We start from the raw sequence: 10,727 nt of genomic DNA, 5'->3' as shown, positions 1-10,727 counted from the left end.
TTCCCATTCCCATTTCCATTGCCGTTCCCCGCGCCGAAGATGGCGGGAAGTGCGTCGAACTCGGCGAGGGAATTCGTAAGCGAGTCGGAGAGTGAACTGTCGGTCTGCGAGTGGTTCGGTGGGGAGAGCGTGGCGCTGGCAGGGGTGAGTGTCGCCGTGACGATAAGAATAGAGAAGGTGACGGCGAGGGCGCGTTGCGTGCGACGGTCCATTGATTACATCCCGATATAAATTCAGTTATAAAATTATTTTTGGTATTATTAAACCTAGATGGAATGAATAGATTCAAACGGTCGCAGTCAACCGAGCCTGATATACCTACGCAATTAAATAGGACTGCCAGATTTTGAGACAAGAAACAGGTGGGAGCAGAAATCCCGTCACACACCAGTCCGTCGGTCAAACGAGACCTCCTGTTCTCGAAATTCAACTGTCAGGTAGCCGCCACACCAAAATAGCGTCTCAGTCAGAGTCGTCTGTAGCCGTCTTGTTGATTTGAAGTTCAACGAGTTGGCCCGGTGGGAGGTCAGTCTCGTCCAAGACTTGGAGGAATGTCTGCCCGTCCCCACTCAATACTCGTGCTGTCACAGTCTCGGTCGCGTCCTCGGCGTCAAGCTTCGCCTCGATAGCGTCCAACCGAGTCAACACCGTCGATTCGAACGAGTCCGTCTCGGAATCCGGCGAACTCGCCGCCGCTGGGTCGTCGCGTACGTCTTCAGTCGTTTCTGGGTGTGACTGTCGATTTTCAGTCGAAGCAGACGGGCCACTAGTTCGACCATCGTGGTCAGTCTCAATCGATTGAGTAGAGAATTGGTCTCGAAATTCGTCAACGGCCACGCCTTCCGTCGCTACATCGATCGGCGTTCGCTCGGGAACTGGGAAATTCTCTCGGGTGGCAACGGGTTTGTCGCCGAGCGCCTGCCATTGTTGCATCCGAATCTTTTGGGCGACGCGGTCTGTGAGCCAGCCCGGAGCAACCCATTCCCCCGACTCGTAGAGAGTGTGCTCGTGTGAGTCGTTGGTACCCCATGTGAAACACTCGTCGTAGCGCTTCTGGAACCGATTCAGCTCCCCGCCTGTCGCGTGCTTGATGACGACGTGCTGTGGCGCTAGCTCCGCGACGGTCTCGTCGAGCGTCTCGGGCGTCGGATGGTTGATGACCTCGAATGCGTGGGCCGTACACGACCCGCCGGAAACAGGCTCAGCCCCGCCCGTCGTAAGTTGGACGAACACCGCAGAGGGGTCGTTCTCAATAGCCCCGAACAATCGCTTGGCGCTTCCTCGGACAGGCTCGTCAGGGCCACAAATCGTGATTGCACCCGAGTCCAGTACCTCCGACGGCTCAGAGAAAACCCGCTGTGATTCGGCGTTCGGCGTATCGAAGTCAAGGTCGTCCCAGAGTTTCGCGGTTTGCCCAACGAGCCGAATCGGGAGTGTCCGGTCAAGCTCGTCGGCGAGGTGGCCGAGGAGCGTCGCGTAGTGGACGCCGGTTAGCGCGCTCGTTGCAACGACGACAGATGACCCGGCGAACCCGCGTTCGAGAATCGTTCGCAATGAATCGTTGAGGTGGGTCGTGTACTCGTCGGTCGTCGCAACGTTCAGCAGAACGGCGTCGATATCGACCGGTAAGGCCGTCTCCAAGCCAGGATATCCCGCGCAGGGCCGAGTCGTGAAGTCGCCCGTTGCGAGGAGATACTGCATTTCGTCGTCGAATGCCGAGTTGGTACTCGCTTCGTCGTGGAACCGGATGACGAATCCGACAGCACCGGGCGTGTGCCCTACCGGAATTGGACGGACTTCGAGGTTCGGCAGGATAGCGGTCCAGTCCTCGATTGGTTCGAGCGCGTCGAGTGCGTCTGAGACAGCCCCGAGGTCGTTGTGTTTCTGGGCTTCGGGGAGTGCGCGCTCGACAATTGTCGCTGTTGCGGGCGCAGTATAGATCGGAGCGTTATGGCGAACGTTGTCGCCAAGCGTTCGATAGTGGTCGATATGGCCGTGCGTGAGCAGTATCGCGTTGAGATACTCGTCGTCAGCGAGGAGGGCGTCTAAATCAACGCCGTCTCCGGCATCGATGAGGATGCACGCGGTCGTCCCATCGTTCGTGTGAAATCGCAAGAGGGTCGACTCATTTCCCTCGTAAACATTCGCGTTCTGGTACGAGATATCCATCTATGTACAAGTATGGTAGGACCACCCGTACTTGAAAACCCGACAAAGAGCTTCTAGACAGGATGAATACTCGCTTTTACTCGGGGAAGACAGTCAGCGACGGAAAGTACGTGTCGTAGAATGCATCGTCAAAGCTGATGAGTGCATCTGCATCAGCTACCGCGTGACCACCGATGACGAAATCCGCGGCAATGTGCTGGCGTGGCGCGAGTTCGCCACCACACTCCTCACATCGCACGGTCTGCTTCGTACCACAGGACGGACACTGAAGCCCATCTGGTCGTCGGTCAGTATACTGTTGGAATTGTTCACCTGCTCGGAAGAGCGCGGCTGGAGACGGGTCTTCGAGCTGAATGCTGAAGTCCTCGAGAAACTGGTCAAGTTCGGACGTCGTCTCGAAGTGACCATCCGCCGCAAGTTCTGCGTAGACGATGGATGGAATGACGACTTTGCCGTCCTGATAGGCGCTTCGGAGTGCGTCCTCACTTGCGTCAGCATAGCCATCCTCGTACAACAACGCGAGGAGTGCATTCGTATCAACCGACGTGATCACGCCTCAGCCCTCGAGTCTCCGTCGTCATCGTCGTCGTTCACATCGCGTGGATACTCGCCGCGGAGTCGGCGCATTCGCTCAGGCATCGACGCTTCGCTCTCGGCACTTCCGCGGTATTTTTCAAACGGGTTCTCACCGTTGGCTGTCGTCGGTTCTTGTTTCTGAATCGTATAGCCAGCGTCGGTTTTCTCGAAGGCGAGTTCGTCGCCCGGTTCAATCCCGAGGGCGTCACGAATCTCCTTCGGAATCGTGACCTGACCTTTGGTAGTGACCCGAGGCATCTCAAGTAGAATTACGGAGTAATACGTAATCAGTATTACGGGGCCGGTGCTCTCGTACACTTGACTGCATGCTATTGAACGGACCATCCAGCGAGGCAACTCACCAGAGAGTAGCTATCAGCGAACACAAACGAGTTTTTACCCCCTGGAAGGGTGCGGGGATAGCATTCCCTGCCCGAGAAATATGGCAACACTCCAAGCAGCAACAACGTCGGACGGTGTCACCGTCACCGATGCACAGGCAGTTCGAGAACTCTGCGAATCATACTGTTTCGGAACGCTCGAATGGGAGGTCGACGACCACGCTCGACTCTCGATTTGGGGCTACGACGCATTCGAGGTCTATGGGCGTCGAGAAAACGGCCTGCCAGACTACGAAGCAGGACAGCGGACCCACAAGTTCCTTCGAGCACTCGCAACGTACGTCGAGGAGGACGACGAACTCGATATTCAAACGGCCGGATTCACCAAGTGTCGATTCCCGGTGCTTGCCGCTCGATACGTCGTCCGGCATGGCGACGTCCTGCGAGCAGACCTTCGGACTCTTGAGCCAATTGAGGATCGAACGGTGTGACGCGTCTTACCGGAATAAACGCGTCACTGAACCCGGTCCTAGAGAGTGTCAGCGGAGGGATTTCGTGGGTGACCCAAATACTGATTCAACTTCGGCGGCAATGTCGTCGACAAGGATGTCGCGCCACGTTCAGCTTGATGACGACCTCTACGAGCGCATCAAAGCAAATAGACAGGAGGGAGAGTCGTTTAGTGAGACTATCGAGCGCCTCATCGACAACCGTTCGCTCCGCGACCTTCAGGATGTCTTCGACAGCGAGCAAGTGGGTGAGATGCGGGACGCGATCAAGATACCAGAGGAAGAGGATACTGCCGAGGTCCGTGAACTCGGCAAGCGCTTCGACTAATCGGCAACACAACTATATTATGCGGGACGATGAACACGTACGTATGGTGCATACAGACGACTCCGCGGTCGAACGCGTCAAGCTCGACCGACTGCGGTCGTATCTCGACCAAGAGCGAGTCGTCTTTGCGATTCTCTTCGGTTCGCACGCACGCGGAACTGCTGGACCGGACTCAGACGTGGACATCGCACTCCGGTTCCCGGAGACATTGGACGCTCGGGAACGATTCCGACTGCGAAACCAAATCGATGCGGACCTCCAGCAGTATGCCGAGGAGTTTGTGGACGTAAGCGATATCGAGCAACTCCCGACTGCCGTCGCACACGCCGCTCTTCAAGACGGTCTCCTGCTAACTGGCGACGAACAGGCCGTCGAGACATACCACGAGCAAATCGAGAAAGAGTACGAATCAACGGTCGACGAGCGAAAACGCCAACAGCGTGAATTCATCGACCGGTTAGCGAGCGGAGACGCATAGATGGTCAACGAAGACGTGTTCGTTATCAAAATCCTATCAGACTTGCTGCCTCAAGCAGAACATAGTGTGTCTCCACACTACCTTTTTACCGATAGAGTTCCCTCTATTGACCATGAGTAGTGACCGTATCGACGCCGAAAGTAAGGTCTCGGGCAACCAAGCGAACATCCCTGCCCGAATCCGGCGAGAACTCGGAATCGACGACGGTGACCAGTTGCGCTGGCACATCGAAAAGGATGGCAGTATCCGCGTCCACGTCATTCAACAGCGGACAGGCACATTTAGTGACTTCGAGGGCTACGACGGGGATACAGAAACAGACGTAACTACCGACCACGACGCCTGGGGCGTCGATATCGAATAAATGCCTCGGGCCTTACTCGACACGTCGGTCCTCTTCGCAGCGGCCTATCGACGAGATAACGCACACGATACTGCGCTCCCCATTCTCCGTGGCGTTGACGACGGGTCGTTGCCGGAGGCAGTCATTCTCGATTACGTTCTGGCAGAGACGATGAACGGACTCACCACCCACGCCGGACACGATGCGGCCGTCGATCTTCTTGACCGAATCGAAGAGAACGCTCGCTTCCACGTCGAGTCACTGACTACCGATGCCTTTGCGACAGGAAAAGCACTATTCAGACAACACAAAGCACTCTCGCTCGTCGATGCGTGTATCGTCGCCTACATGCAGACAGAAGGGCTAGGATATCTCTACGCATTCGATGATGACTTCGATGCGGCTGACGATGTCTACCGACTCGATACTGCGACAAATCCGTACGACCCCAAATAAACCGCCTCGTAGTCAAGCTCCAAGATACTCGCGTTGTTCATCTGTAGATAAGCCGCTTCGATAGACGAGTTAGAGCCAGTCAGTTAGTTTTTCTGCCCCCGAGGGGTGCGGGGCACTCGGCGTTCGTAAGCGTCGGCCGCACTCGAATATCATGCTATCGAATACTTGTTCACGAGTTGCTTTCAGTGACTCCGAAACTCGCCACGACGAGATGCACAGTACGATCGAAGCGTGGATCGACGACCTCGTCGCTCTCACTGACGAGGCAAGAGCCAGTCAGCAGTTCCAAGACTGGCTTGGTGTTCAATCCCAGTTCCACGACTACTCCCATCGAAATACCCTGCTCATCCAACTCCAGTATCCAGAGGCGACGAAGGTCGCTGGCTACAACACGTGGCGAACTGAGTTCGACCGGCATGTCCAAGAGGGCGAACAGGCCATCTGGATCTGGGCACCGATCATCACCAACCGGTGTCCCGAGTGCGAGAATTCGCCGAGCTATCACGAACAAAGCGACTGTGAATACGACGAGACGCCGCCGGAGGAGTGGTCGAAAGGGCTTGTCGGCTTCAAGCCAACGGCGGTCTTCGATGTGTCTCAGACCGAAGGTGAGCCGCGTCCTGAGCTAGAAACCGAGGCGACTGGGGATGCCGACCACCTCGTGCCTGCACTCAAGGATGCGGCCGCTGATATCGGCGTGACAGTTCGTGTCGTCGATGCTGACGAGTGGACGCATGGCGACGCAACGGGCGTCTGCAAATATCGGAGTAATCGTAATCTCCAACCAGTCGTCGAGGCGAAAGCCCGCTCGAATCAGGCCGATCTCGCGGTCACGCTGATTCATGAGTACGCCCACGCACTCCTCCACGCAGACATCACCGACGAAACCGAGCGGGCGAAACGCGAGGTCGAAGCAGAAGCCGTCGCGTACATTGTTGGCCGGTACTGTGGGCTTGACACGGATGGGTCGGCGTTCTACCTCGCTGCGTGGCAGGGCGATGATTCAGCGTCGATCCGAAATCGGCTTGACCGGATTAGCAACACGGCAAAAGAAGTCGTCAATATAGTTGATAGGTGGGCCAGCGAACCAGACGAGACGTAATCCGCGTAAGTATCTGCTTTCTCAACTTGCTCGAAGGGGCCTGAAGTCGGTTTCAGCCGGTAGTCCATACTGTAGTGGCGATGAGGGAGAGAGGACCGCAAGACGTGAGGTCAATCGCGTCACAGCAGAAACGTCACGAGGAAGCCGACCGCTGTCGCCAGCGTGATGTACGGTCCCGCGTCCTCGTAGGCGTCGGGATAGATTTCGCCCGCGAGCGACGCGAGGATGGCACCCCCGGCGAACGCCCGGACCGCCCCGAGCCAGTAGTGCGACAGGGACGGCAGGTACCAGTAGCCAGCCATTACAGACGCGCCGACCACGAGACCGGTTGCGACCCAAGCGCCGAGAACGACCCACCGACCGTGGTTCTCCTTCATGTTGGTCCCGGACATCATCGATTGCGACCCGTTGGTCACGACGAGCGCGAATAGGAACGAGAGTGCGCCGTGGACCTGCCCCGACGCAGCGAGCAGCGACCCCATCGCCGCATTCTCGGGGAGCCGTCGGTCGTCACGCTCGCCCACAGTCCCACCCGTTCTCCTTTGTCTCGTCGCTCATCGTCCGTCAATGAGGATGTCGAGTCCGCCGAACGTCCCCACGCCAGCCACAAAGAAGCCCGACGCACCCCAGCGACCGATGTTGTGGAACGCCGGGTCGAACAGTTCGAAGGCGAGCGAGATGACCAGTGACCCGCCGCCGACGGCAAGTAGGATGGCCTGCCACCCTCGACGCGGATCAAGCCAGAGGGCGACCGCTGACCCCACCGCCATCGAGACGGCCGAGAACCCCGCGTAAAACCACGGGTTCGACAGAAGCCCTCCGGAAAATCCGCTCGGACCAGATACCTGAGCAAGAATCAAATTGAGGTCGAGCAGAAGTCCCATACGTCAATTCAATATCTACCACGGGAAGATAGCGATGGCCAATGTCGGTCTACCGCCGAAAACCTCCGCCGGTTGTGTCCGTCTACCGGAATTCTACAGTACCTAGATTCCATCCACCAAGTCTGTCAGCAGTTTGGGGTGAGGACTATACACGTCGGCACAGTAACAGAGGTAACCATCGGCTCCGCCGGCGGACGGTTTTCGACGTTTCCGTTTCCGCTGACGGAGTCGAAACCAGAGGAAACCTATGGTCGAGATACTCTATGCCATCCAGCACGCGTTCATGCGCAAGACCGTCGAGGCGATAGACGGACACGTGGCTGCCGAGTCTGCTTACGTCCCACTGAACGCCGGGGCGCGCGAGTGCTGCGACGCCGGAACCCTCCACGCGGCAGACGTATCGCAGTCGGTCGTCGCCGAACGAGGAGACGACCTTGGGAGTCGCTTCGTCGTCGCCGTCGTCCACGACGAGGCGTTCAAGGTCGGCGTAGCGCTGGCCGAGGACGCTCTCGACGGCGTCGCCGAGGACCGACGCCCGGTGGTAGGTCGGGAGGACGACGCTGACGGTCATCGGCGGAAGCACGGTGTTGGGCGGGAAAGGGGTTGTGCCCGAGGTGAGGAGAGAGTTGTGTCGGAGAAGACGCCAGCAGAAGGAGTGGGTACGAACGGTTGTCCTGCGCGACCGTGGCCGACGGCCGCGGTCGTGCTCGCCTAAGAAAATGAAATACTGTGTTAAGAAATTGCTTTTCTATGTTAGAGAAATAATTACATTTCTACGGCTACACGCCCCACGGGTACGCCTCGGGCGCTTCGCTCAGGTCTGGTTCGACGCCGAGCGAGTGGAGCGCGGTCGAGTCCTCGACGTGGACGAACGAGTCGTAGCGTTCGGCCAGATTCGTCGGAACGTAGTTGTACGTCTCGCGGTCGGGGTCGTAGACCACGCCGATGGCGCGGTGGCCCCGGCGCTCGGCGAGCGCGGGCGCGTCGGTGTCTGGGAGGAAGCAGTCCTCGCCGGTCGCGCGGTGGAAGGTGTTGCCGACGCTCCCCTCGCGGGCTGGCGGGACGCGCATTTTCTCCTCGTCCGCGCCCCACTCCTCGCCCGCGACGACCTCGCCCCGGTGAGTGCCGAACCCGACGACGTGGCACTCGCCCGGATGGTTCTGGCGAGCGAGTTGTCCGAGGTTGTGCTTGCCGCGGTCGGCCATGTCGGTCGCCCGGGCGTCGCCGACGTGAGTGTTGTGCGCCCAGATGACCGCCGTCCCGCCGTGGTGGTCCGCGAGTCGGTCGAGCGTCGCCATCATGTGGTCGTCGCGGACGTTCCACGACTCGGCGCTCCCCTCCATCATCGACCGGTAGTACTCCTCGGCGTTCTTCGCCACGAAGGCGTTCTGCTCGGCGGCGAAGTGTGCCTCCGGGTCGCCGTCGTACCGTTCGTGGTCTCGCCGGAGGTCCGCCAAGATTTCGACCACCTCGTCCTCGCAGTCCGCTGGCGCGAGCCGTGTCGAACGGCCGTACTCTCGGGCGTCCTCGCCGTAGGGTTCGAAGCAGTTGTAGGCGTCCCGCGCCCGCTCGGCGGCCTCCGGGTCGTAGTCCTCCAAGTACTCGACGACGGCTTCCATCGACTCGAAGAGGCTGTACACGTCGAGACCGTAGAAGCCGACCTGCTCGTCGTGGGACCGTCCCTCGTTGTACCCTCGGAGTCGGTCCACGAGCGCGGCGACCTCCCAGTTGGCCCACATCCACGTCGGCCACCGCTCGAACTCCGCGAGGACGTCGGTGGCCCGGTCGTCGTCGCGCTGCCCCCGGACGTACCTGTTCACCTCGTAGCAGTCGGTCCAGTCGCCCTCGACCGCGACGAACGAGAGTCCGCCGCGCTCGGCGAGTTCGGCGGTCAACCGGGCGCGCCACCGGTAGTACTCCGAGGTCCCGTGGCTGGCTTCCCCGAGGAGGACGAAATCCGCGTCCTCGACCTCGTCGGCGAGGCGCGGGAGGGCCCGCTCGTCCAGCGGTTCGGCGCGCTCCTCGATGGTGCTAGCGGCGCGCTCGATACCCTCGGTGCGGGCGAACGCGCGGTCCCGAGTCGCCATCGAGCTATCAGTCCTCCCGACTCACGAACTTGCTGAATTGACATCCTCCCCGCCCTAACGGGCGAGGATTCCCCGAAGGGGATATTCAGGTTGCGCGTTTCCTCGGGCCTCAAGTACGCTTTCGCGTGGGCCGTCAACGGTCGCCGTCCAGTTGTGACCAAGGACGTGCTTTTCAGCGCGTGTAGCCCTGTCAATGGGGCCTTCCTCCCCGCATATAGCGGGCGTCAACAGCGTGGGACAACGTCCCACGAGCAATCGAGCGTAGCCCGATGACGACGGCGGGTTCTTCAGCCCGCGAGGTAGCACGGTTCGACTCGCCCGAAGGCTACGGAAATCAGGGATTTCCGTGCTCCCGAAAACGCAGAGCGTTTTCGGAGACGTTAGCCCGTGCATGGTTCACCATCCCGTTGTGCGATATTCTCCGAAGCGTTCAGGTCAGCGTGGCGTCCACGATTGCACTCCGAACACGAAAAGTGGTCGCCATCACGGGTTCCCATCGAACCACACGCCGAACACCGCTGGCTGGTATGGTACGCATCGACTTTCTCGACACGAATACCGGCGCGTTCGGCTTTGTACGTGATGAACTGTTGGAGTTGGTGGAAGTGCCACGAGTGGACACCCGACCACGAACTGTTCTCGCGGGTACCTTCGAGGTCTTCTATCCGAATCACGGGGTTCTCGAACTGATCCGCGAACGTGATGAGGCGACGGGAGAATTTGTGGTTCAGGTCTTTGATTCGACGCTGTTCTTTGTCACCCATCACGGTTGCGTGCGCGAAGCGCACCCGCTTCCGAAAGCGAATCGCGTAGGGAACGATATTTGCGTCGAACGTACTTCGCCTCACCACCCGACACCAGCATCGACTCGTCTTCGCCGTAGGCGGTCACCGCGAGGATGTGTCGTTCACCAATATCGACACCGATGGGCGTTTCACCCGACGTATCAGCGTCGTACTCAATGTTGAACGTACAGTACCAGTCGTCTCCGCGACGGTAGACCTGTAGACGGGTCTTGTCGGCGTCACCTTCGACCAGTCGGTCTACGGGGTCGGCAATGTCGTCGTACACTTCAATGGGCGTGTACCACCATTGAGAGATGCACGGGAAGCCGACGACGACTGTACCGTTCTCGGTCGTGTCGATTTCCCAGTTCTGGTTGTTGATGGCGAACGGCTGACTCTCTCGGTAGCGAACCTCTCCGTCCTTGTTGTGGTCGGATTTTGCCTCTCGAATGGCTTGGTTCTGGATAGCCGAGTAGAGTGCGTTGTCGATGCTGGCCGTGGTCACGGATTTGCCGAAGTTGCCGTTCACCCATCCGTCGATACAGGATTGCTTGGTGTCACGGTAGAGGCGAGTGGCGCGTTGCCACTCTTTGCGCCGTGAGAGGGATGGGTTGTGGAACTTTGCGGTGACAGTCACCGTGACCATTACATCGGTAATTTAGTCTATCA

Annotated in this window: 14 protein-coding genes and 1 pseudogene; 6 read left to right on the top strand and 9 right to left on the bottom strand. The window is 59.0% G+C overall.

Going from position 1 to position 10,727, the window contains the following annotated elements; all coding sequences use genetic code 11:
* From EPL01_RS21970 to EPL01_RS03325, 4 genes are all read right to left on the bottom strand, one after another.
* Positions 1-212: hypothetical protein (locus EPL01_RS21970; RefSeq protein ID WP_210424067.1), on the bottom strand; the 212-nt coding region annotated here is incomplete at its 3' end.
* Positions 213-462: 250 nt separating this feature from the next.
* A complete protein-coding gene (locus tag EPL01_RS03335; RefSeq protein WP_210424066.1) occupies positions 463-2,115 on the bottom strand; it encodes an MBL fold metallo-hydrolase in 1,653 nt (550 codons plus the stop codon).
* Positions 2,116-2,245: 130 nt separating this feature from the next.
* Positions 2,246-2,722, bottom strand: coding sequence for a type II toxin-antitoxin system VapC family toxin (locus tag EPL01_RS03330; protein WP_135823826.1), 477 nt, complete (start codon positions 2,720-2,722; stop codon positions 2,246-2,248).
* Positions 2,719-3,003, bottom strand: a complete 285-nt coding sequence (locus tag EPL01_RS03325; protein ID WP_135823849.1) for an AbrB/MazE/SpoVT family DNA-binding domain-containing protein — start codon at positions 3,001-3,003, stop codon at positions 2,719-2,721. The genes EPL01_RS03330 and EPL01_RS03325 overlap by 4 nt, the downstream gene beginning before the upstream one ends.
* Positions 3,004-3,187: 184 nt before the next feature.
* Between EPL01_RS03325 and EPL01_RS03320 the strand changes: the two genes are divergently transcribed.
* The 6 genes from EPL01_RS03320 to EPL01_RS03295 all read left to right on the top strand — a co-directional run bounded on the left by EPL01_RS03320 (position 3,188) and on the right by EPL01_RS03295 (position 6,302).
* Positions 3,188-3,577 carry a hypothetical protein gene (locus tag EPL01_RS03320; protein ID WP_135823825.1) on the top strand — a complete coding sequence of 130 codons (390 nt, stop codon included), beginning with the start codon at positions 3,188-3,190 and terminating at the stop codon, positions 3,575-3,577.
* A gap of 115 nt (positions 3,578-3,692) precedes the next feature.
* Positions 3,693-3,923 carry a DUF7557 family protein gene (locus EPL01_RS03315; protein WP_135823824.1) on the top strand — a complete coding sequence of 77 codons (231 nt, stop codon included), beginning with the start codon at positions 3,693-3,695 and terminating at the stop codon, positions 3,921-3,923.
* A 43-nt stretch (positions 3,924-3,966) separates the two neighbouring features.
* Positions 3,967-4,401: a type VII toxin-antitoxin system MntA family adenylyltransferase antitoxin gene (mntA, locus tag EPL01_RS03310; protein ID WP_135823823.1), complete on the top strand. Its 435-nt coding sequence runs from the start codon at positions 3,967-3,969 to the stop codon at positions 4,399-4,401.
* A 112-nt stretch (positions 4,402-4,513) separates the two neighbouring features.
* On the top strand, positions 4,514-4,765 hold the full coding sequence (locus tag EPL01_RS03305; protein WP_135823822.1) for an AbrB/MazE/SpoVT family DNA-binding domain-containing protein: 252 nt from the start codon (positions 4,514-4,516) through the stop codon (positions 4,763-4,765).
* Positions 4,766-5,200, top strand: coding sequence for a PIN domain-containing protein (locus EPL01_RS03300; protein ID WP_135823821.1), 435 nt, complete (start codon positions 4,766-4,768; stop codon positions 5,198-5,200).
* Positions 5,201-5,411: 211 nt separating this feature from the next.
* Complete coding sequence (locus EPL01_RS03295; protein WP_394346239.1) at positions 5,412-6,302, top strand: M78 family metallopeptidase domain-containing protein; 891 nt, start codon at positions 5,412-5,414, stop codon at positions 6,300-6,302.
* Positions 6,303-6,421: 119 nt separating this feature from the next.
* On the opposite strand, the gene EPL01_RS03290 is transcribed toward EPL01_RS03295, so the two are convergent.
* The 5 genes and pseudogenes from EPL01_RS03290 to EPL01_RS03265 all read right to left on the bottom strand — a co-directional run bounded on the left by EPL01_RS03290 (position 6,422) and on the right by EPL01_RS03265 (position 10,704).
* Entirely contained in the window at positions 6,422-6,826 is a 405-nt protein-coding gene (locus tag EPL01_RS03290; protein ID WP_135823819.1) for a ZIP family metal transporter, read from the bottom strand.
* A gap of 30 nt (positions 6,827-6,856) precedes the next feature.
* A complete protein-coding gene (locus EPL01_RS03285; RefSeq protein ID WP_135823818.1) occupies positions 6,857-7,186 on the bottom strand; it encodes a ZIP family metal transporter in 330 nt (109 codons plus the stop codon).
* Positions 7,187-7,331: 145 nt separating this feature from the next.
* Positions 7,332-7,757 (bottom strand): glycosyltransferase family 2 protein, encoded by a 426-nt coding sequence (locus EPL01_RS03280; protein ID WP_135823817.1) that lies wholly within the window; start codon positions 7,755-7,757, stop codon positions 7,332-7,334.
* A 208-nt stretch (positions 7,758-7,965) separates the two neighbouring features.
* The gene (locus EPL01_RS03275) at positions 7,966-9,273 is read right to left on the bottom strand and encodes an erythromycin esterase family protein (RefSeq protein ID WP_135823816.1); all 1,308 of its coding nucleotides are present in this window, start codon (positions 9,271-9,273) and stop codon (positions 7,966-7,968) included.
* 380 nt (positions 9,274-9,653) lie between these two features.
* Positions 9,654-10,704, bottom strand: a pseudogene (locus EPL01_RS03265) (RNA-guided endonuclease TnpB family protein).
* Between the last annotated feature and the right edge of the window lie 23 nt (positions 10,705-10,727).

It is taken from the genome of Halorussus ruber (assembly GCF_004765785.1).
Lineage (GTDB): Archaea > Halobacteriota > Halobacteria > Halobacteriales > Haladaptataceae > Halorussus > Halorussus ruber.
Note: the sequence above shows the minus strand (reverse complement) of the source record. Positions and strands in the feature narration are given on the sequence as shown.

Bases quoted from the DNA above. Each gene is read 5' to 3' on its own strand.
- EPL01_RS03325 (WP_135823849.1), bottom strand. From the start codon at position 3,003: ATGCCTCGGGTCACTACCAAAGGTCAGGTCACGATTCCGAAGGAGATT.
- EPL01_RS03320 (WP_135823825.1), top strand. From the start codon at position 3,188: ATGGCAACACTCCAAGCAGCAACAACGTCGGACGGTGTCACCGTCACC.
- EPL01_RS03315 (WP_135823824.1), top strand. From the start codon at position 3,693: ATGTCGCGCCACGTTCAGCTTGATGACGACCTCTACGAGCGCATCAAA.
- mntA (WP_135823823.1), top strand. From the start codon at position 3,967: ATGGTGCATACAGACGACTCCGCGGTCGAACGCGTCAAGCTCGACCGA.
- EPL01_RS03305 (WP_135823822.1), top strand. From the start codon at position 4,514: ATGAGTAGTGACCGTATCGACGCCGAAAGTAAGGTCTCGGGCAACCAA.
- EPL01_RS03300 (WP_135823821.1), top strand. From the start codon at position 4,766: ATGCCTCGGGCCTTACTCGACACGTCGGTCCTCTTCGCAGCGGCCTAT.
- EPL01_RS03295 (WP_394346239.1), top strand. From the start codon at position 5,412: ATGCACAGTACGATCGAAGCGTGGATCGACGACCTCGTCGCTCTCACT.
- EPL01_RS03285 (WP_135823818.1), bottom strand. From the start codon at position 7,186: ATGGGACTTCTGCTCGACCTCAATTTGATTCTTGCTCAGGTATCTGGT.
- EPL01_RS03280 (WP_135823817.1), bottom strand. From the start codon at position 7,757: ATGACCGTCAGCGTCGTCCTCCCGACCTACCACCGGGCGTCGGTCCTC.
- EPL01_RS03275 (WP_135823816.1), bottom strand. From the start codon at position 9,273: ATGGCGACTCGGGACCGCGCGTTCGCCCGCACCGAGGGTATCGAGCGC.